We start from the raw sequence: 22,071 nt of genomic DNA, 5'->3' as shown, positions 1-22,071 counted from the left end.
TTATTTTCCATTTTCACACCATTGAACGGCAAATTCTTTTTCATAAAAGAAAATTTCCTCTTTCGTTTCAATGTCGTGAGCACGATAAATTACTTTTTTGATTTGCGGTTCGTAAACACCGTAAAAAAACCGTCTGAACGGATAAGGATTCTTTCCTCCTTTTATCTCAGATGCTAACATCTGGCTGACTTCATAATAGGGTTCTTCTGTTAACATTTTTTTGTTCATGAATTTTTTCTCCCAGTCTCATACTCTCGCTTTTTCTCTTGTTTCTCAAGGGCTTCCATGCAACGGCGCTTATAGCTTACAAGCTCCTGCAAAGTACGAAAATCCGTTATATTCTGCATGCAATAGTTTAACAACTCATAGGAAAGACGGTACTGTTCCTTTTCAAAAAGGAGCTTTGCCTTCTGGAACATCTCCTGACTGTGAGGATCGTCCACAGATTTTGGCATCGTTCTCTCCACTGGTTTCTTCACTTGTTTTGGAACGGATGATGTTTTGGGTTGAGGTTTAGGCTGAGGTTTAGGCTGAGGTTTAGGCTGAGGCTTCTGTTTCAACTTTGGCTTCCGCTCTTCCATCTCAATCTCTTGTCCTAAGCTTCTTGCCTTTTGACACAAGTCTTCTCTGTTGTCTGCCTCTTTTTGGATTGGAAAGGGTGATACCAATCTCTTCGTCTTTCTTAGTACCCGATAGAAAATCTGGGTAGGAAGGATGACAATTCCCATTCCGATTAGAGCAATAATAAGAGGAGGCATTCCATTAATAGTCAGGGTAATGGCTAAATACCCGCCCAAAACCACCATAGGAAGTATCAGAGCTGCACAGGCCCACTCCACATATCCCCGATTCAAAAAGAATCCATAGAAAATACAGCTTCCTACAACAATTGTGATTACAAGAAGTACATTCATTCTTCTTCACCCTTTCTCTTTTTTAGAGATTAAAGTCCCTGAATTTCATGCATCGTTATGACTTCTTCCGGATTTCGAAAACCGTTTGTGGATGGTCTTTGGTCTCCTCCTGTCACCTCATAATACCATTTCGGGGTAATGGTACTTTCTGCCTTCCGGCAAGTATGAAGGCGATAATTAATACTTAAGTCTCTTTCTTCTCCCGGTGCCATGCTAGAAATAAAGTAAGTTACGTGCTCTCTTCCTTGAATCACACCGTACGCACCTTCTCTTGAATCCATGTGGGAAATATACTGAGCAACTTCTGGAATATATGCCCTGATATAGATTCCTTTTAACTCACCATTTCCCGTGGATCGCTTTATTCATCTCTTCCACACTACTGCACTGTCCTTCCAGAAAAAGTAAAAACTTTTTCACATCTCGTTTGTATTTTTCAATAGTCGCTTTGCTTTTCTCTTCCTCTCTTAGTCTCTCACAATAGAGAAAGAGCTTCTTACGAGCCGCTTCCATATCCCATGTCTGGACAGCCGTTTGTTCATTTTCTATTCCTGTATTACACGCCTCCATTTTTAACCTCCTTAATTTATTACATCCTTTGTAGTATAACAAACTTTGAAATAAATGCGAGGTGTTTTTATTTTTAGGCGCAAACTGCGAGCCCCATAATGTATTATGCCAAATGTGAATCTGCCTTTCAAGGAAATTGTACCCAGTTAATATTTAAGTGTAACGAATTCCACAAAATACTCCTCTATTCGTCTTTTCACTATCTTCCAATGGCCCGTATAACAAAAAAGCTCCGCAATCCAAAAGGCTGATAGAATTGCGAGGCTTCTTTTACTTTTTTCATTTAAAATTCAAAAACAGCTACACCGTAAGGTGGCAGACTATAGGAAATATGATACGGTCTGTTATCACACTCTCCCTTAATCCCCTTATATGTTTTCGCTCTTCTTTTTCCAGTTCCGCCATACTTCTTGGCGTCACTGTTTAAAATCAATTGATACTCCTTTAAACTTGGTACACCTACCTTATAATCTTCACGTTCTACCGGTGTAAAATTGCACACAAAGAGTAGATTCTTTTTCTTTGATTTACTCTTTCGAATAAAACTAAAAATACTCCTTGTCCCATCATCTGCATTAATCCACTCAAAACCTTCATAGCTGTCATCCAGCTCATGCATAGCCTTATAATCCTTGTACAATCCTAAAAGATCCTTCACCCACGTCTGAAGTGTCTTATTTTCTTCTTCAGCAAGTAGATACCAATCCAGTTCTCTTTTCTCGCTCCATTCTCGAAACTGTCCAAAATCCTGTCCCATAAAAAGAAGCTTCTTTCCATTGTGTCCCATCATAAATGCGTATCCTACCTTTAGATTCGCAAATTTATCTGCACCTACACCTGGCATCTTTTCAATCATAGATCCTTTTAGATGTACAACCTCATCATGAGATAACACCAGAATATAATTTTCACTGTAAGCATAGCTCATCGCAAAAGTCATTTGATTATGGTGCCCTTTTCTAAAATATGGGTCGAGCTTCATATACTCCAAAAAGTCATGCATCCATCCCATATTCCATTTCATAGAAAAGCCAAGTCCACCTTCTTCCACAGGCTTGGTTACCTTGGGCCAGGCTGTGGATTCTTCCGCAATCATCATAGCACCTTTATTTCTTCCCAACACCACAGAATTTAAGTGACGGAAAAATTCAATTGCTTCCAGATTTTCATTTCCACCATATTTATTGGCAACCCATTGGCCGTCCTGCTTTCCATAATCCAGATATAAAATGGATGCTACTGCGTCCACTCTTAATCCATCAATATGAAATTCTTCAACCCAAAACATTGCATTAGCAATCAAAAAGTTTCTCACTTCGTTTTTACTATAATCAAAAATCTTTGTGCCCCAGTCTGGATGCTCTCCCAGTCTTGAGTCTGCATATTCAAAGGTTGGAGTTCCATCAAAATTTTCCAGTCCATGAGCATCCTTTGGAAAGTGAGCCGGAACCCAATCCAGGATTACACCAATTTGATTCTTATGAAAATAATCAATCATCCATGCGAAATCCTCTGGACTGCCGTATCGAGAGGTAGGCGCAAAATATCCTGTCACCTGATATCCCCATGAGCCATCAAAGGGATGCTCTAATATTCCCATTAACTCTATGTGTGTGTATCCCATCTCTTTGATATATTCGGTAACACTTTTCGCAAATTCCCGATAAGAATAAAATCCATCCTCCTCTAAGTTCTCATGAGGGTGCTTTTTCCATGACCCCATATGTACCTCATAAATGGACACTGGCGCCTCTTCACACTTAAATGTTTCACGTTTTTCCATCCATGTTTGATCGGTCCATTTCAGGTTACTGATATCCACTATTCTTGATGCCGTCCCAGGACGAAGCTCTGCATAATTTGCAAAAGGATCTGCCTTATAAATATATTCATCCTGATACGTTTTTATACAATATTTATAGAGCATTCCAATCGCTGCATTTGGAACAAAACACGTATATATGCCCAGAGGTTCTTGTCTCTCCATAGGATTTTGATTCCTATCCCAGCCATTGAACTCACCAACAACAAAAACTTCTTTTGCTCTTGGAGCCCAAACTCCAAAATAAACTCCCGCTTTACCGTCTTTTTCTCCTATGTGAGCACCTAATTTTTTGTAGATATCATAATGTGTTCCCTGTCCAAACAGATAGTGATCTAATTCTCCAATTTCTTGATAAATAAAATCTTTTTCCATATGATAATCCCCTTTGCATGTTTGAATTAATTATACTCTTGCCCTATAAAAAAAGAAAGAGTTTTGCTAGAGTTTCCCTTAACAATACTCTTTCTTTTTAATTTTATAATTTGAAATCTTCTTCTTTTAGAATGATTCTATCTGATCCATCCGTACTTTTTCCAAATACTCTTCTTGCAAGATGCTTCACATTTGCTTTTTGTGAATGATCAATTGCCTCATCCATAATCTCTTTTACTTCCGCAACCGTTACTGCATGGTCTTCTCTTTGCATTGCATCAATTCTGCTATAAAGTGCTAAGATTCCCATCTCATCCAGCTTATATCCATTTTCCTTCGCATACGTCTGACCGAAGGTAACTAACTCATCATTGATGAAAATTGGCAGTTCCAGTCTTGAGGTAAACTTCTTTCTAAACTCCGGATTTGCTGTCAGAATTCTCTCCAGTGGTTTTCTCTGATCCTCAAGAACAAAGAGAAGCTCCCCTGTTTTCTTATCCATCAACATGTTTAATTCTTTAATTGTTCTGGAATTTAGCTTCCCGGCTTTTTCAATAATAATTGCTCCACCCTTCAGCTTCTGTATGATGTTCGTTAATTCTTTCTTATTCAAGGAATCTCCTGTTACGATTGCAACTTTTCCTTGCTTGAGATTACGCTGCTTTTGAATCGCTTTTACGATATCTACTGCTAAAACCGTCTTTCCTGAGCCTTTCCGTCCAACAATCAATAGATTTCCTGTCTTAGATGTACCTTCTTTTCTTGCTCTACGATCATTATCTAATACTTCTACAATCTGCTCGCTCATTCCACGAACCGGAACAAAGTAAGAAAATAGTTTCTTTTGCTCTTCTGTAAGGCCGGCCTTTAAACCAATTTCACTGGTTGCACTTAAATCGTATCTTCCCGTTACAACAAAGCCTGTATCAAAAGGAACACCACCCTTGGAAGTTTTAATTCTCTTTTGGATTTCTTCTTCTGTGGGTTCCCCCATGGCTCTTGCCAATTCAAGCTCTAAATCCAGTTCTTCTTCCTCTTCTTCGGCTTCTTCCTCATAGTCTGAAGCAGTCAGGGCCTCTTCTTCAAAGTCCGCTTCCTCTATCTCCTCTTCAAACTCTTCTTCTGCAAAATCGTCTTCTTCGAAGTCTTCCTCAAAATCGTCGTCATATTCCTCATCGAAATCTTCTTCTGCATCCCAGAAATCGTCTTCATCAAAATCATCTTCAACTTCTTTGATATCCTCAGCTGGGGCAAGTTCTAAGTCATCTTCTTCTAAGCTGCTTACTTCTTCTGGCTCTTCTGTAACCTCCAGCTCTTCGCCTTCTTCAAAGTCTTCCAAATCCTCTGACTCTTCTAAAATCTCTTCCTCAAAGTCTTCGAAATCTTCTTCTGTGTCTTCCTCCTGGTTGTCTTCTGCCACAATCTCCAGCTCTTCATCATCATCAAACTCATTAATGATTTCCACTTCTGTATCCATGTCATAGTCTTCGAAGTCTTCTTCTTCACCCAAGGCATCCAGCTCATCCATAATATCTCTCGGTGATGTGTTATCAATAGCCTGACGTTTTGCTTTTTCTTCTTCTTGCTTCCGTCTTTCTTCTTGAATTGCTTCTTCAACCTTCTTTCGCTCTGCAGCAATTCTGACCTCTGCTTCTTTCTTTTCCCGGTCCAGTCTGACTTTATCAATCTCACGCTGTGCCTTAATGGCTGCAGCATTTTCTTTTTGCTTTTCTTCCCATTCCGCAAGGATATCTTCTATTTTCATCTGACCAGAAGCTTTTAGCTCCTCGTCTTTTTCCTTCATACTCTGGGTATCTTCTTCCAATGGAATCCCCGATACAGGTGTACTTACTTCAGCCTCCTCGGTGTGTTCTTCCACAGCTTCAGCCTCAGGCTCTTCGTCCCCTGTTTCTTCTGCTACATCTTCTACCGTATCTTCATCCGACGCCTTTTGGTCAAGTTCTTCTATTGTCGGTTCCTTCTTGGGTGCTTCCGGCATTTCAAAAGTTTTCTTGGCCCCTTCTCTTGTGTCGTACTTGTCTTGCTGCATAGGAGTTAATGGTTTGTATTTCATTTTCAGCTCCATGGCTTTATACACATACTTTCCTTCACTGAACCAAAGAATCAAATCATCACACTCTTCAATACACTTTGTCGTCATACCGGCTTTATCATAAAGCTCTGCCAATTCATAGGCCCAGCGTTCAACATATTCCGCTTTTTTCAGCTCTTCTAATGCACCAATCTGCTCATTAATGCTTGAACCTTGTGTCCGCAAAATCTTATACTTAAGTATATATTGATTCGGATCTCTCGGTGCAAGCTTAACAAATTCATCATAGCAATCGGAAGCCTCTTCAACTTCATTGACTTTCAGTGCCAGTAACGCCAGACGATACATAATCTTACGGCTGGTAGGAGAACGGTCAAAGGCAATATAAAGGACATCCCTGCTCTTTTGATATTCTTTACACTGTTCATAGATCTCACTTACACTATTCAACATCGAAGCGTTCTTCACTCTTCTCCAGTCAATTGTATCTGCAATCTCCATTGCTTTATCGTATTGTTTGTTCTCCATATACTCAAGCATCTGTTCTGTTTTAACTTTATATTCGTATTTATCCAAAGTTTCTCACCTCGACAATCTCGTTAATTTTACGCTCTTTCTAGTTTATCATACGCACTATCGGATGTCAAAACTCTTCCACATATCCAATATAGTCATTTATCATATTGTCCATATCTTTATAGGGCACGCTTTGTCCCTGAGCGTTTTGCACTTCCGTATAAAAAACATTGGTTTCATTGTATCCTGTCAGCACTACCATATTGCCATCCTTCAAGACTCCTATTATTGGCTTATTCTGTGCAAGAATGTAAAGAACATCTTCTGTTAAAGCGCCACTCAAGCTAACACTTTTATAACCCTCCATCTCATTTAGTACATCCAGAGGAAGTTGTCCCGCCTTTAACTTCTCTGTAATAGAAGAAACTGTCCCATCCATATCCACCAGCTGATAGTTTAGCAAACGGTTTCCTCTTTCCCACAAATACCGTTGCCCATAAGTTGTAACGACCCCATTATACTTTCCGCTTGCATTTATTGCCTCTCCGCCAGCAGCATAGATTCCCTTCAGTTCTCCATAGCCAAACACATAGTAATTTTCTTTTTCACTTTCCCGTTCAAAAGATATCGTTAGAGGATTCTCATACAGCACCTGTTTTGGGCGCAAAACCTTCGGTTCTTGATCCTCAATTCCATCTGCAAATGTAATTCTGGTCTGCACGCCTAAGCTCTTTGTCTGTACTTTTTCTAAATTGATGTTACTCTCCTTCTCTTCTTCATTATTGATAATGTAGTCATCTCCTATTGGTGTATAAGTGTTCTGAGACCAAACCGCACGCTTTAATGTCACCATTTTTTCTTCCAGCACTATATCTGTTATATAAATCCCCTCTCCTTCATAGGTCTTAACTACTTCGCCCTTCTTATTTTCAATTACAAGCTGATGCATCGGAATCACCTCTTCACCAGTAAGTATTTTCCCTTGGTCTCCTTCTCTGGAATATCCGTATAAAAAGTCTTCATTAATAAACCCGAGCGGCTTGATTTTTCCTTTTTCTTCCCCTGCAATTCGCCTCTCTTTACCGCTTTCTAAGTTTAACAGAACCACTTCTTCATTCTCTTGATACGCAACTTGCCTTCCGTCTGCTGAATAAACATACTCATCTTTCTTTAAGTTCTCTACAAGAATTTCTTGACTCTTTCCTTTATCTTCCCGCTTAATTTTGTGAAGAGTTCCATCTACTAACGCATAAAATGAGTCCATTTTCACACTGTAATAAAGAAGTTCTCCCATATTATACCGAACACTTTGAGGAGATTGATCCGAAGCAATAAAAAGCTTTTCATCAATTGAATTTTTTTCTATATCAAAATAGTAAATTGAAGACCCTGCCTCTCCTTCATGTTCCCCTCGATTCATGTAACCATTAACAACAAATGTTGTGTTGCCTTTTTTATCAATACTCAAAAGTTTTATGCTATAGTTTTGGATTGTAGATCGTGGATCTTTGTTCTCTGCATCCTCAAATCCAAATACATGAGAAAGCTCGTCTGTCGTTTTTTCGTAGCACCACACTTCTCCTGCTTGTACAAAAGAAACTGCACTTCCTTCGCTGTTAATCAAATAAGGTGTTTGAGCTCCTGTAATCCCCACAATTACACCTTTTTCTGTAAGAATATCTCCTCCGTCATCAATTTGCTGCTCCACCGTCCTGTCATAGTCCAGTAAATAGAATAGATTTGCATCCTGAGCATACCGGACTTTAAAGAATTCCACCACACTAAATTTTTTCTGTATTCCATCCCCTACTTCTATGCTTACTTGATACCGCATTTTTACAGATGTGTATGACGGTCTTATTTCTGTGATATCATAATATATCTTTCCCTCTTGTACCGGGTTTAAGCTCCCCCAGTTTATTTTCTCAATATTGGAATGTATCGATGCAACTGCATAATTTTCGTTCGCATCTTTTGTTTCCGGCTCTAGATATGTGGCAATATCACTGTCTTCTTTCTTTGTAATTGCATCTTCATGAAATTGATGAGCAAAATTTATGCACTCATAAGAATAGCCGGTATCTCCTCTTACGATTCGCGTATAAAAATTAGTAGCATTCTTTGTCCCTGTGAATACTTCTATTTTAAGTACTCTTTCTTCATCCAGAAGACCCTCTTTTGACAAATCCAGTTCCATCTCCTCTTTCGGATTCTTGACCTCTCCCTCTTCTAAAATATCTTCTCCATTGAGAGTGTAAATCTTGTATCCAACCTTAGGTACTTCATTCTCATAGGGCAAAACTGTCACCTTTAGCTTTTCGTTATAAACCGGGGTAATTGTATCACGCATTCCTGCAATATCCATCTCTTTTGTGTATCCACTTAGCAAATTGACAGGATACTCCTTAGCCGAAAAAGATATTTGCGGCAGCGTTGCTTTGCTCATATCTGCAGTCATACTATCATTTCCTCTGTTCGTAACCTTTGTAAAGATGAATACAGCCACTACAAAGATGAGTATCAAGACTCCTCCATTTATAATTCTTTCTTTTATTTTCATCTGGAAACCTCTTTATTTCAGTAATTTCTTAATTGTTGGATCAACATGTAAAAAGCTTTCTAGCTGCTCAATCTCTTTCTGGTTCTTTTGTTCACTTTTACCTTTCACGCCACGAATCAAAATATTCTTCGGCGTATGCTCCATATCAATGAATTCTAAGATTTGAACCTGATATCCTTTGTTCTCCAAATACATAGCACGAAGCGCATCTGTATACAAGGCAGCCATGCGTTCCTTAATTAAGCCATATTTAAAAACTGGCTTCATCAGTTCACTTTTCATTTGTCCATTTAATTCATGCTGACAGCATGGAACCGATAATATTACTTTTGCATTCCATTGAATTGCCTTTGCCAAAGCATAATCTGTCGCAGTATCACATGCATGCAATGTAACGACCATATCCACCTCATTAACACCTTCATAATCCTTAATATCGCCTATCATAAAGGTCAAATCCTGATATCCATACTTCTGGGCAAGCTGATTGCAATGCTGTATAACATCGACTTTTAAATCCAATCCCGTCATATCTACTTCATAACCAAGTTGTTCCTTCAGATAATAATACATGGCAAAAGTAAGATAAGACTTCCCGCACCCAAAATCTATGATTCTAAGTTTCTTGTTTTTGTCCAGATGGGGAAGCACGTCCCGAATGAACTCAAGAAATCGATTGATCTGTTTGAACTTACTGTATTTTTCCTTATGAATCTTCCCTTCTTTCGTCATAACTCCAAGATCCTGTAGAAATGGCACAGAATCCCCTTCATTGATAATATAGTTTTTCTGCCGATTATGAGAAGCGTCTATTTTTTTATTTTCCTCTTTTCTTGTTTTTACTGTTACCTTTCCTTTTTTACTGATTATGACATTATAAAAGGCAGATGTAGTTCTTGCCTGCATCTGTCTGTATAACTCCAGCTTCTCCTGAAGGACTTGTTTCGCTTCCTCTCCTTGTAAATTTTGATGAAAAACTTGCTTCCCAACAAACGTCTCAACCTGAAAAAGCTGAGTTGTCCCTTTTTGAACCGGACGCATTTTAATTTTTTGTTCTTTTTCTTTCTCTCTTGAATTGCTCAATACTATATCGATTAAATTCTCATCTACTATTTTATTTACTATTTTTTCTAATTCTTTCATAATCTATATTCTACTGTTTTTTTCTTTGAAAGGCAAGAAATGGGTTGTGCAATTTGCTCCAACCCATTTCTCAATGCTTTATTATTTTTTTCCTATGATATTAAAACGTAATACTGCTTTAAATAAATCTCCGTCTAAATGTAGGGCAAAGCTTCCACCCTGCAGCTCTGTCAGACTTTTTGCAATCGATAAACCAAGTCCGCTGCCTTCCTTTGTCCTGGATTCATCACCTCGGATAAACCTTTCGGTAAGTTCATCTGGCGTAATATTCAGTGCCTCTTCCGAAATATTCTTAAGGCTAAATTCTATTTGATTCCCATCAACTTTTAAATCTCCATAAACCCTGGTACCTTCTAATGCATATTTGCTTACGTTATTATATAGATTTTCCAGTATCCGGAATGTGTGTCTCGAATCTGCACAAATCATTAGTTCCCGGTCTGGTAAATTTAAAATCTCCGTTAATCTTCTTTCTTTTAATTTATCCTCAAACTCTCCGCTTACCTGTTGAATCATTTCCACAATATTAATGTCCATAAACTCCAGCTTAACATTTCCTGAGCTTACTTTAGACGCCTCTACTACATCTTCCGTCAAAACCCGAAGCCTCTCTGCCTTTTCTTCCAATACCTCTATATAACGCCTAATCTTTTCATCTGTAAAGTCCTCCTGCTTTAAAAGACCCACATAATTAATAATCGACGTAAGAGGTGTTTTTATATCATGAGATACATTCGTTATTAAGTCTGTCTTCATTCGCTCACTTCGCAGACTTTCTTCCACTGCTTTTTCAAGGCCTTCGCCAATAGAGTTGATTCTCTCTGCCATCTCCCTTTGGGTTCCTTTGAGATGCTTTACAGATATTTTGTAATTTAAATCCCCTTCTGCAATCGCTTTTATCCCTTTGTACAAAACACTTTTCCCATATGCCTGCCGTAACATATAAATCAATGCACATGCATCAATGGCAAAAAGCATGAAGATATAACCGGTCCCCACACTGCCAAATGCAGTATAGTGAAGCAGAATCCATACGATAAATGCAATCAGGGTCTTCCACAACGTCCCTATATTTCGAATCAGCATACCTGCCAGACTCAAGAAAGCCTTTAAAACACTGTTACTCCATAGGTTTTTTCCCTTAATGCGGCGAACCAAGCTTAAATATCCAATTAAAAAACAACTCCAGCTTATTAGAAAGCCAATTGAAATAGCTGTTATTACAGCGGGTTCCATCCTATTTATCTGCCCGATATCATTGAGATTGCTTCCAATTGTAAACATCGTTCCCATCCAGGCAAAGATTACACATCCTGCTCCAATCTCTGTTTTCCATCGATCAAACCAATTTAATTCTCCTGCCCCAGCGGTGAGTCCGATTAAAGAAACAAGAATTAAGAACAATGCAGCCCCGGCACCTTTTCCGTAGTTACCTAAATTCTTTCCAAAGGTGTTAAAATTCTCTTCCCCTTGTTGATAGTAATCCGGAATTCCTTTTTCAATATTTATATTGGCAATAAATGTATAATTTTCACTGCTCACGGACTCTTTTATCATCCCATACCACTTTTGTTTACTTAAGTTTTTAATATTCGTCTCTGCTTCTTTTAGAGTGGGTCTGATTGACACGTAGAATCCTGTCTTTTTTAAATCCTCTATATCTTTATCTTTTACATTCGTGTAAGTCTTTTTGTTTTCGTGATCCTCATAGATATAAGATAAGCTTGTGTTCCCTTCCAAAAATGAACGATTTACATCTACTGCCTCTTCATACTCGTCTGCAAAAGTATAAATACAGGACTCTACCATTTGATAAAGCTCATCCAGTCTTCCATTCCACTCCGGAACAGTATTTGCAATTTCCACCAGACTTTCATATCCCTGTGGCTTATACTCTTCCTTTAAAAGTTCTTCTCCAAACAACCATATTTCATCATAAACCGTTTCCCGCTCTTTATCGACTATCCCGCTCATGACAGTATACATTGTTCCATTTTCAAAAAGCTGTATCACTTCCTGGGTGGATAATTCCTTCTGACCTTCATCATAATTGGGAACTAAAATTTTATTCTCAATTCTTTTTTCCAATTCCTCATAGGTATAGTATGTATATTCACCTTGGTGGGATAAAACATACAATTGGTCTTTTTGCTCCGTTGTATGTGCACTACCTGAATCTGCCCACTTAACCAAATCACTTCCTTTGTAAGCTACCGTAGCATTTTTCCCTTCGGTAATCTCTCTAAAATTATAATATTGTTCTAAATCAATTATTTTTTCATTTTCTACATTCTCATTCAAGGCTATCCCATTAATAATATGAGAAATATCATTATAAAATTGCTCTTCAAATGTAACGGTCTCTTCATATTTCTTCGGAGCGTTTAAGGAAAATAAATCACTGATATCTCCCGAAAAAAATGCCATTCCTGTAAAACATATCCCCATAACCAAAACCCCAATGTAGGAAAGAACAATCAGGATACCTTTTGTCAAATTATTTTTGTACCATTTCTTCATATTTTATCCTTTCAAAGCTTTTCCACCTTATAGCCGACTCCCCACACTACTTTTAAATATCTGGGATCCTTTGTACTAATCTCAATCTTCTCCCGAATATGGCGAATATGAACTGCTACCGTGTTATCAACACCAATTGCGTCTTCCTGCCAAATATTTTCATAGATCTGATCAATAGAAAAGACTCTCCCCTGATTTTTCACAAGTAATAATAAGATATTATACTCTATTGGTGTAAGCTTTACCGCTTCTCCATCAACTGTTACTTCCTTTAAATCATCATTAATCATCAGCCCGCCTGTGGAATATACTTGTTCCTTTTTTTCATTCATTCCACTTCCCAGCTTTGTGTATCTTCGCATATGAGATTTTACTCTTGCCACAAGCTCTAACGGGCTGAAAGGCTTTGTAACATAATCATCTGCACCTACGTTTAATCCAAGAATTTTATCTGCATCCTCTGATTTTGCTGACAAAATAATGATTGGAATATTGTTCTTCTCTCTAATCTTAAGTGTTGCCCGAATTCCATCCAGCTTTGGCATCATCACATCGATAATAAGAAGTTGAATTTCCTCCCTTTCCAAAACTTGAAGAGCTTCCATTCCATCATATGCTTTATAAATACAATAGCCTTCCTGTTCCAGATATATTTGAATTGCTTCTACGATTTCTTTATCATCATCACATACTAATATATTGTTCATTTTCATCACCTCCCTTATACTATACAAGATTAACAGAAGTATTTTAAGATAAACTTTTGGAATTTCTTAATATAATATGAAGATGATTTCTTAAGCATTCCATAAGAATCTTCTGTTTTCTTTAAGATTTCAGACAAACTTTGAACATATTTATCCCTTATACTAGGTCTCAGATAGATGAATAACACATCTATCACCCCCCTCATAAAGTTGCATCAAAAAGATGTAGACTTTACTCTCATTCCTTTAGATAACTATAAACGGTAACCCTGCAAGCCCTAGTGTTTGCAGGGTTTTCTGTTGTCTATGCAGCTTTTAAAAATCAATGTTATCCCAGGTAAGACCACACATTGGTGTTAGTATATAAGTGTGGACGCAAAAAATTGACATAGGTCTAATATGATAAAATACATTGTTTTTATTTTCGAGTTTACAAAACAGAACACGAAAAGAGAGGTAGGTAATTTTTTATTATGCTACAATCAATTCAGAGGGTGAGAATATGGACTGGCTAATGCGATTGGAAAAGGCTGTTGCCTATATAGAAAACAATTTAGATAGTGAAATATCACATGAAGAAGCTGCAAAAATTGCATATTGTTCGACATTCTACTTTAGGCGCATGTTTTCGTATGTAGCCGGTATATCGCTGTCTGAATATATACGCCGCCGCAAAGCTGCAAGGTACATTACTCAACGCTTATCCCTCTATTAAATTTTCTGTACAAATTACAGGAGGCCATGCCATGCCGTATCGTATTGAAGAAAAATCGTCCATGCGTATTGTCGGCGCAAGAGTGCCGATAACGGAGAACATGGAAGAAAATCAACAGATTGCACCCGCATTTTGGAATAATGTAATAAAAGATAAGCAATTCGGAGAAATATGCGAGCTTTCAAATACTTCCCCGGTTGGCGTACTTGGAATTACCGCATATCAAACCCCCGATGAAATCTATTATTACATTGCTGCCGCGACAGACAAGCCGGTTCCGCCCGGAATGTATGAATACGAAATACCGGCTTCCACATGGGTAATCTTTGAGAGCGAGGGACGGTTCAAAGAAAGTGTGCAAAGTGTTTTCCGCCGTTTTCTTACCGAATGGCTTCCGTTTTCGGGATATGTTTATGCGGAGCTGCCGGACATTGAAGTATACCCTATCGGAAAAGATATCCAACAAAGCGGCCATTCCGAAGTATGGATTGCAGTCAAAAAAGAAAAGGAGAATTGACCTGTGAATTATGAAATTGAAGTTAGAGATATTGAACCTATCCGCGTAGCTTATATTCGCTATCAGGGAATTGCTATCGAAGCCAATAAGGTTTTTCCAAAAGTCTTTCAGTCTGTCCGTGGAAAAACAAATGGTGCGCCATTTTTCAGTTACTTATTCATGAACCCAGAAAGCAGAATTGGAGAAATGGAATTGTGTGTGCCAACCGCCGAAATCCCCGTCGGAAATGGGATAGAGGTAAAGGAAATGCCGCGAATTAAAGCGGTTTGTGTTACACATATCGGCTCTTATGAAACGCTGAATAACGCATATGCAGAGATTGACAGATATACCGCTGAAAATGGCTTGCAGTTAATGCCTCCCTTTCGGGAAGTGTTTATCAAGGGACCGGGAATGATGTTAAAGGGCAATCCCGAAAAATATGTAACGGAAATCCTGTTCCCGATACAGGAGGGGTAACATGACCGCGATTTGTGTTGAAGCTCTTGAAAAAACATATAAAAATGGTGTACAAGCTCTAAAGGGACTTTCCCTTTCCGTTCAAACAGGTGAAGTCTTTACGCTTTTAGGTGAAAATGGGGCAGGAAAGTCCACGCTGATAAACATACTTACAACCTATCTTCGCCCGACAAGCGGCAATGCTCGTATGCTTGGCAAAGACCTTTACAAAAACGCCGCCGAAATCCGCTCAGAAATCGCTTGTGTAGCGCAGCGCACATCAATAGATACCCATTTGTCCTTGACTGAAAACATGATGTTCCAAAGTAAGCTCTACAAGATACCGAAAGCGGAAGCCACCGAGCGCATGAAAGCTCTGATTGTTGCTTTTGGATTGGAGCGATACATGAAATACCCGGTTTCGTCTTACTCCGGCGGCGTAAAGCGACGGCTTGATATTGCACTGAATATGATGTCAAATCCAAAAATCCTGTTTATGGACGAGCCGACGGTTGGGATGGATATTCAATCCCGCTTGGCTATGTGGAATATGATGAAAAAAATTCGTTCAGACTTTGGAACAACTATCTTTCTGACAACACATTATCTAGAAGAAGCAGACCAGTTAAGCGACAGCATTTGTATTATGAAAGACGGAAAAGAAATCATACAGGGTACGCCCCTGGCCTTGCGTGAATATTTACGGCAGGATATGCTGCAAATCAGCTTTGCCACGAAAGGGCAAGCAAAGGAACATACCGCAATCCTCGCCCAAAGCCTGAATATCAAAAAGATGGAAGTGCGGGAAAGCCAGATTGTTTTCAATGTGGATAACGGGCTTATGGAGTTAGAGCGAACCAACCATTTTTTACTGGACAATCAAATCATCTTTACGGGAATAGGAATTGTAAAACCGACATTGGAAGATGTTTTTATCCGTCTGACAAGCAACCCAGCAAAGGAGGTGGGTTAATGAGCATTTTGCCTATCCTTTACCGAAATATTAAGTGGCGGTTTCACAATGTATTTACAATTGTTATAACAATTTTGCAGCCCATGCTTTGGCTTGTCCTGTATAGTGCTGTCGCCAGACAATCCATGCAGGGTATAGGAATAGAAAACTACACCGCGTTTATTTTCCCCGGACTTGTAGTTTTAGTTATCTTTAGCTCTTGCAGCAGCGGCGGCATTATGAATTACCTGATGAAAACAAACGGCAGCTTTTACCGCGTGTTAATCGCACCGATACAAAGAAGCTCCATTGTGCTTGGACAGATATTAGAAGCTGTATTATGTACGTTTCTTGAAATCGGCATTATGTTTTTAGTGAGCCTGTTGTTTTCTGTGAAAATTGCGTCCGGTGTAATCGGCATTGTATTTATCATAATCATCATATTTCTGTCGGCTTTCTTTATGGCGGGATTGGCCTATGCAGTTAGCTTGATACTACCTAACGAGGTAGTCTACGAAACAGCAATGAACGCAATTGTACTACCGATATTCTTTTTAAGCACCGCCCTGTTTCCGGCTAATACTTTAACGGGTGGATTGGGAATAGCTGTGAACCTGAACCCATTCACCCATGTAATTAATGCGTTAAGGGCATTGATACTGGAAAGCACAGTCATATATGCGGATATGATAAAGGTAATCATCTTGCTTATTGCTATGTCGGGTATCAGCTTTGCATGGGCGTTCAATAGATTGTCAAAGGAATAAAAGACCAGCCTGAAAGGAGCATTCATGACAAACACAATAAATACTAAACAACTCCTGGTGATGGTTTTTGTACCCACGATAGTTTTTTCTTCGCTGTACTTGTTGCTTGGCCGGTTTTGCCACATACCGCATCTGTTATTGTTTTGCGTTTTGGGCACTGTGGTTTTGGTTCCCATGGAGATAGGAATGCTTTTATACGCCGGCAAAAAGGAAACCGGTGTTTATTCCTTTGGAAGCGTGCTACGTGGACAGGTAAAAATGCCGGCATGGCAAGTACTGATAATCGTGCTTGCATTCGTTGGGATCGCTGGGCTACTATCTGCGTTTGTAGCCCCTATCGAAAATCGTATTTTTGCCGACGCGAGGACCGCTTTACTTAACCATTTGCCAATAGGATTTGACTGGACAAATTATGAGTATTTGAAATCTTTCTCTAGGCCAATACTAATATCCACTTGCCTGTACTATGGTATTTTTAACGTGTTGATTGGACCGATTACAGAAGAGTTGTATTTCAGAGGCTATTTGACATCTCATTACAAAATGCAAGGTACAATCAAGCCAGTGCTAATAACGATATTGTTCTCTTTATATCATTTCTGGCTGCCTTTCAACAATATTTTTCGTATATTGGCCTTTTTACCAGTTGCATATATCAGCTATAAGAAGAAAAATATATCTTTGAGTATATACTTTCATTGTGGCTGTAATTTGTTTTCAACAATTGCTTTTACCTTGGCAGTGTTGGGGTGATGCGATGAAATACTTCGGAAATGGGTTAAGCAAGCAGCATAAGGTATTAAAAACTGCTTTCGTCAGCTTTATAAGTCTTAGAATAATTTTCAAATTGCCTCATTGCATGAAACGCAAAAGGAGGCTATGCTTGATATGGAGGTGTTGAAAATGGCAAATGAAGATAAGAAAGATTTTAATGCGATGCTTTACGACAGTAAGGATATGCCTAAAATCCAGATCATCACTGATACAAGAAGTATTGCTAAGTACGGCGGGGACAGAATGTATTTTGCTCCTCCCATCGAGTACGATAAAGTTATGAGATTAGTGCCTTTTGGAAAGGTAATCACGATTGGAGAAATACGGGGATACTTCGCAACGCAAAGCGGTGCAGATTTTACGGAACCAATTACCGCAGGGATATTTGTATCCATTGCTGCGTGGGCAAGCCATCAACGTGATAGTGATAAAATCCCCTACTGGCGAACCTTAAAAGCCCGGGGGGAATTGAACCCTAAATACCCCGGCGGCACTCTGGCGCAAAAAGAAATGCTGGAAAGCGAAGGCCATACAGTTATTCAGCGTGGGAGAACTAATCTGAAATACTATGTACAAAATTATGAGAACTTCCTTTATACTTTGGGATAATCAGCTTTGGGAACAAAAGAACCGCTATATTTTATACCGGTTCTTTTGCTAACATATTAATATCGAAAATATATATCTACTTGTTAACGCTCAATTTCATCAGAAACTTTTTGCACTTCTTCTAATGATTTAGTAATATCTTGTCCTGTTGCCACATCTTGCACGTTTTCTCTTTCCTGCCATTTATCGAAAACAATTCGCTCTGTCAAAATATCTATCTTAGACTTACCACGTGGGGAAATCACGAATTTGCGAGAGGGAGTCACCGCTATACCTGACGAGGGTATTATATATACATATCCTAGTGGTTGGCGAGGTCTATACACTCCACTTATGATTTTTAAACATGCTGAAAATGACTATTTTTTTGCACGCTCACTAGATACAAGGGTTCGTGAAAAACGTTTTTGCTTACTTCCTCAAGAGAACCTAATGGTTCTAGAAATGATATACGAAGAAACAGGAAAGAATTTATCTACAAGTATTTCCGTTTCTCCATGGGAATTTGGTTTTTGCTCTGACGATACCCTTATATATCAAAGGCACCAACAACATCTTCAAGATACATACAAAATACCCACTTGGGAATCTCGCACAGATGTGCCCAAGTGGGTCAGAGAAATCTCTTTAATTGTTACAATCCACATGGAACACTGGACCGGATATACATTTAATACTTATCGTACCGTCATTGAAAAGGCGCACTGGATTGCAAAACATATAAATCCACGCAATGTTCTTCTTTATCTTCCAGGTTGGGATGGACGCTATTACTGGAATTACGGTGAATATTCTCCCGCCGATTCAATGGGCGGAAGAAAGGGCTTTGAGGAAATGATGACTCAGTTAAACAACATGGGGTTTAGAACTATGTTAATGGTCGGAATGAATATGGTTAGCAAAACTTGCGAGAACTTTGAACAATGGGGGCAACCTTCTCTTTCTATGAATGTCTCTGGCATCCCTCAGTATACTTTAGTAGATTGGGATGGTTCGAGACACTATCTCCACGGTTTCAATGCAATGCTGACAATTGGTGCACCAGGGTGGCAAACTCATCTTATTGAAGAAGTTCTTTCACTTCATCGGGATTTTGCCTATGATGCCATGTTTTTTGACATTTCCGCTGCCTGGACTAATGAACAATCTTATGATGATTTTGAAGGTATTAGTTCCTTCATCAAATCCCTAAAGTCGCAGCTGCCAGAAGATATCTTAATTGCTGGCGAAGGTTGGTACGATGCCTTGGCTACGCTAACGCCATTAATGCAGTGCGGGCACACCGATGGTCTCCTTCACTATCACGATGAGCCCTATTCTCCTATGTTTGACACGTACTGCCGTAATTTTGGTCACTTATGCCTTGGTGATCTAGGCCGAGGCAGTACTGGTGTGCATGAACTTGGTTACAATCCCATCCAAACGGTTCCATATCGCAAAGGAGTAATTCCAACTCTAGCAATCGTTGAGAATACCTTAGAGGTCGCTGAAGATAAAGTTCTGGAAGTAATTCATAACGCTATTAAATATCAGCAAGAATTCATTTGATATTTTATTATTGATTTCCAATAAGAGCCCTCAAATATTCATGTGCCTGCTTTCTGCTTAGCTTATTACCTTTCCAAAAGCTCCACTCCATTACAAGCAGCAGAATATTACTGTAATGCTCCGCAACCATTCCCGCTGGAATCTTATAGTCAGATGAGTGAGCGCACTTATCGAAGATTTCTCTGACTTTTGATCTCATATAAGTTTGAAAGCTGCTAAAGGCATAGTCCGTCTCTTTGTTATTCTTGAACATTTTCTCAATCCTATCCGTATTCTCTTCAATGAGATTATATACACGGTCAAAGAATATATACACACTTTCCTTCGGCGGCATCTGCTCATACTCATCTAAAATCAATCTACAGTTTATCTCCAGCTGTACATGTTTAAACATTTTTCTGTATCTGTCTAACTTACTTAGAATGTTAAACTATACTCCCATAACTCCATTGCAAGAGCAGAATTATATTTTGATGATAATGGTATTATTCTCCCTTTTTCATCAAATAGCTTTCCCGTTGTAGTTGACAAATCGGGGCTTAGTGATAGCTCTGCTCCAATAGTCGAATTTTTTCTGAAAATTGTTCAAGTAGCTGGACTAATGTGTACGTAAATACTTCCCCTTAACACAAAAAGGCTGAGCACAAGACTCAGCCTGGTTCTCTGCTATAGTTACTCCTTCGGGTCTGCAATCAACCACTTTCCGCTTCGACTGGATCCCTGTCTTTGAATTTTTCCACTCTTTTGCAAATTCGACATGAGCCTCTTTATTGTCGCCAATGAAACCCCCATCTTCTCTTTCATTTCTTTCTGGGTGATTGCTGGATTTTCATCTATCAGTCTCATTGCAATGGTCTCATTGGTATCATTTTTGGTATCATTGGTCTCATTTTTGGTATCACTGATACCTTTCACGTTGGAAGTGGTTTGCCGGAACATATTCACCCGGAAATCTCCATCAAAATCAAGAAACTCTGGTTCCGGAAGCCCGTATTCTTTGCATTCTCGGATAATACGAGGAATACCGCTGCCCCATTTCTCAATAATTTTCATGTAAGAGAATGCATTGGCAATGGCACGGTTCCTGATCTTGGAATACCCTTCCTTCATCTTAGCAATGGAAACACCATTCAACAACATACCAGGAGAAGTAACCTCTAGCCGATTATCAAACAAAGCAATCTGGATATTGCCTGGCTCCAAGTAACTGCGATGGGCAATCGAATTTGCAATCAACTCGCGTACACTGTCCAAAGGTAGTTCATACATATCCTGCCGCTGCACACCCTGTATTGTCATACCACGGTTGATTTTCTCCAGTACATACTGGAAAGCAGCCTCCATCTGGTCTTGTATGGAGCCTTTAAACTCACGACGGTCTACGAAGTAAGCTCGATCACTGCCTTTGAAAATTCCACACTGCACAACAGGCTGGACTTGTGCCCTGCCTGTCAACAACGCATACGCATTGGTAGGAATAACTGCTCCATCTTTTTCGGACAAAACCCCCCATGAAAGCAGGGTATTCTTGGTAACATCACGGACTTTAGCCTTCTCAACCTCCGATACAGCATTTCGGATAGCCATTTCCTTCATATTGGCACACAGCTTTGTAATATCTTCTTCTGTGAGCGTGAGGTCTTCCACAGGTTCGCAGTCATAGTGTCGGTTCTGCCCTTCCAGAATCAATTCCTGCACCTGATAGCGCTCTGCATGGCGAGTAGTTCCACTTACTCGGATATAGGTTCCATCCAAAATGCCTTGACTCCTGATATAGTAAGGCCGGGGCATACCGGGCAGGATCTCCACTTCAATAATTGCCTTACCGTCTACTTCCTGCACACCAACATTGGGCGTGATTTTCGGCTCACAGCTATCAAAGATGGCATTGGTAATAGCATCCATCTTCTGAAAGACCTCTTCTTTTGTGAAACCAGTGACCTTCCATGTATTATTCTCCACGCCAAAAATCAACTTGCCACCCTTACCGTTGGCAAAAGCAACAACTGTTTTCATATACTTTTCGCTTCTAGCTGGAATGTCCTCTTTGAATTCAACATTATCGGTCTCACCGACAAAAATCTCTTCTGCTGTCATTGGACTCACCTCCTATTTTATATCTGATTATAATATGCCATTTATGATAATTACAATCGACAAAGTAATGCTTCTTTCTGTTTCTATTTTACCAAGAAATTAAAAAATAAGCGAATTATAACTTCTTCAATTATAAATTGAACTTTTCCTTCTTCTTTCTTATAATAGTGAATTTATATTAATTCATCCAATATTCAATTTCGGGTCAATCACCCACCCTATTCTTGATAAAATATAACACGATATAACTTCCGAAAACGGATTTGAAGCCTTTACACAGGTAGGCTCTGCCTAGTATCTAACGAAAAATATGGATTGTGAAAAATAGACTCACTTGATAGAAAGGGTGCACAAGATGAAAAATCATGACCACCGGCTCAGCCGGTGGTTTGCTCTGTCCCTGTAAGGGACTGTTACCGGCTTGGGCCTCAAAGGCCCTACGAAATATGGGCCCCAACCGCACCATATCCACTA

20 protein-coding genes are annotated in these 22,071 nt (G+C 39.2%); 7 read left to right on the top strand and 13 right to left on the bottom strand.

Features of this window, described 5'->3' with window-relative positions; all coding sequences use genetic code 11:
- The 10 genes from NHH15_RS00100 to NHH15_RS00055 form a co-directional block, all read right to left on the bottom strand.
- Complete coding sequence (locus NHH15_RS00100) at positions 1-228, bottom strand: hypothetical protein (RefSeq protein WP_262064604.1); 228 nt, start codon at positions 226-228, stop codon at positions 1-3.
- Complete coding sequence (locus NHH15_RS00095) at positions 225-914, bottom strand: hypothetical protein (protein ID WP_262064603.1); 690 nt, start codon at positions 912-914, stop codon at positions 225-227. The genes NHH15_RS00100 and NHH15_RS00095 overlap by 4 nt, the downstream gene beginning before the upstream one ends.
- Positions 915-943: 29 nt before the next feature.
- Positions 944-1,195, bottom strand: a complete 252-nt coding sequence (locus NHH15_RS00090; RefSeq protein WP_262064602.1) for a hypothetical protein — start codon at positions 1,193-1,195, stop codon at positions 944-946.
- Positions 1,196-1,253: 58 nt separating this feature from the next.
- A complete protein-coding gene (locus tag NHH15_RS00085; protein ID WP_262064601.1) occupies positions 1,254-1,484 on the bottom strand; it encodes a hypothetical protein in 231 nt (76 codons plus the stop codon).
- Between the two features lie 283 nt (positions 1,485-1,767).
- Positions 1,768-3,681, bottom strand: a complete 1,914-nt coding sequence (gene glgB / locus NHH15_RS00080) for a 1,4-alpha-glucan branching protein GlgB (protein ID WP_262064600.1) — start codon at positions 3,679-3,681, stop codon at positions 1,768-1,770.
- A gap of 103 nt (positions 3,682-3,784) precedes the next feature.
- Positions 3,785-6,310: a hypothetical protein gene (locus NHH15_RS00075; RefSeq protein WP_262064599.1), complete on the bottom strand. Its 2,526-nt coding sequence runs from the start codon at positions 6,308-6,310 to the stop codon at positions 3,785-3,787.
- Between the two features lie 67 nt (positions 6,311-6,377).
- Positions 6,378-8,810 (bottom strand): hypothetical protein, encoded by a 2,433-nt coding sequence (locus NHH15_RS00070; RefSeq protein ID WP_262064598.1) that lies wholly within the window; start codon positions 8,808-8,810, stop codon positions 6,378-6,380.
- Positions 8,811-8,822: 12 nt separating this feature from the next.
- Complete coding sequence (locus NHH15_RS00065; RefSeq protein WP_262064597.1) at positions 8,823-9,953, bottom strand: class I SAM-dependent methyltransferase; 1,131 nt, start codon at positions 9,951-9,953, stop codon at positions 8,823-8,825.
- An 81-nt stretch (positions 9,954-10,034) separates the two neighbouring features.
- Positions 10,035-12,473 carry a sensor histidine kinase gene (locus NHH15_RS00060; protein ID WP_262064596.1) on the bottom strand — a complete coding sequence of 813 codons (2,439 nt, stop codon included), beginning with the start codon at positions 12,471-12,473 and terminating at the stop codon, positions 10,035-10,037.
- Between the two features lie 11 nt (positions 12,474-12,484).
- Complete coding sequence (locus NHH15_RS00055; protein ID WP_262064595.1) at positions 12,485-13,180, bottom strand: response regulator transcription factor; 696 nt, start codon at positions 13,178-13,180, stop codon at positions 12,485-12,487.
- Between the two features lie 746 nt (positions 13,181-13,926).
- On the opposite strand from NHH15_RS00055, the gene NHH15_RS00050 reads away from it, so the two are divergent.
- The 6 genes from NHH15_RS00050 (at position 13,927) to NHH15_RS00025 (ending at position 17,952) form a co-directional block, all read left to right on the top strand.
- Entirely contained in the window at positions 13,927-14,412 is a 486-nt protein-coding gene (locus NHH15_RS00050) for a GyrI-like domain-containing protein (RefSeq protein ID WP_262064594.1), read from the top strand.
- A gap of 3 nt (positions 14,413-14,415) precedes the next feature.
- Positions 14,416-14,871 carry a GyrI-like domain-containing protein gene (locus NHH15_RS00045; protein WP_262064593.1) on the top strand — a complete coding sequence of 152 codons (456 nt, stop codon included), beginning with the start codon at positions 14,416-14,418 and terminating at the stop codon, positions 14,869-14,871.
- A 1-nt stretch (position 14,872) separates the two neighbouring features.
- Positions 14,873-15,823 (top strand): ABC transporter ATP-binding protein, encoded by a 951-nt coding sequence (locus NHH15_RS00040; RefSeq protein ID WP_262064592.1) that lies wholly within the window; start codon positions 14,873-14,875, stop codon positions 15,821-15,823.
- Positions 15,823-16,569 carry an ABC transporter permease gene (locus NHH15_RS00035; protein WP_262064591.1) on the top strand — a complete coding sequence of 249 codons (747 nt, stop codon included), beginning with the start codon at positions 15,823-15,825 and terminating at the stop codon, positions 16,567-16,569. The genes NHH15_RS00040 and NHH15_RS00035 overlap by 1 nt, the downstream gene beginning before the upstream one ends.
- 186 nt (positions 16,570-16,755) lie before the next feature.
- A complete protein-coding gene (locus NHH15_RS00030) occupies positions 16,756-17,322 on the top strand; it encodes a CPBP family intramembrane glutamic endopeptidase (protein WP_262064590.1) in 567 nt (188 codons plus the stop codon).
- A gap of 135 nt (positions 17,323-17,457) precedes the next feature.
- On the top strand, positions 17,458-17,952 hold the full coding sequence (locus NHH15_RS00025) for an MGMT family protein (protein ID WP_465221028.1): 495 nt from the start codon (positions 17,458-17,460) through the stop codon (positions 17,950-17,952).
- Between the two features lie 83 nt (positions 17,953-18,035).
- Here NHH15_RS00025 and NHH15_RS00020 read toward each other — a convergent pair whose 3' ends face one another.
- Positions 18,036-18,161 (bottom strand): hypothetical protein, encoded by a 126-nt coding sequence (locus NHH15_RS00020; RefSeq protein WP_262064589.1) that lies wholly within the window; start codon positions 18,159-18,161, stop codon positions 18,036-18,038.
- 124 nt (positions 18,162-18,285) lie between these two features.
- On the opposite strand from NHH15_RS00020, the gene NHH15_RS00015 reads away from it, so the two are divergent.
- Complete coding sequence (locus tag NHH15_RS00015; RefSeq protein ID WP_262064588.1) at positions 18,286-19,500, top strand: hypothetical protein; 1,215 nt, start codon at positions 18,286-18,288, stop codon at positions 19,498-19,500.
- A 7-nt stretch (positions 19,501-19,507) separates the two neighbouring features.
- On the opposite strand, the gene NHH15_RS00010 is transcribed toward NHH15_RS00015, so the two are convergent.
- Complete coding sequence (locus NHH15_RS00010) at positions 19,508-19,894, bottom strand: hypothetical protein (RefSeq protein ID WP_262064587.1); 387 nt, start codon at positions 19,892-19,894, stop codon at positions 19,508-19,510.
- A gap of 278 nt (positions 19,895-20,172) precedes the next feature.
- The gene (locus NHH15_RS00005) at positions 20,173-21,597 is read right to left on the bottom strand and encodes an ATP-binding protein (protein WP_262064586.1); all 1,425 of its coding nucleotides are present in this window, start codon (positions 21,595-21,597) and stop codon (positions 20,173-20,175) included.
- Between the last annotated feature and the right edge of the window lie 474 nt (positions 21,598-22,071).

It is taken from the genome of Aequitasia blattaphilus (genome assembly GCF_024721305.1).
Lineage (GTDB): Bacteria > Bacillota > Clostridia > Lachnospirales > Lachnospiraceae > Aequitasia > Aequitasia blattaphila.
Note: the sequence above shows the minus strand (reverse complement) of the source record. Positions and strands in the feature narration are given on the sequence as shown.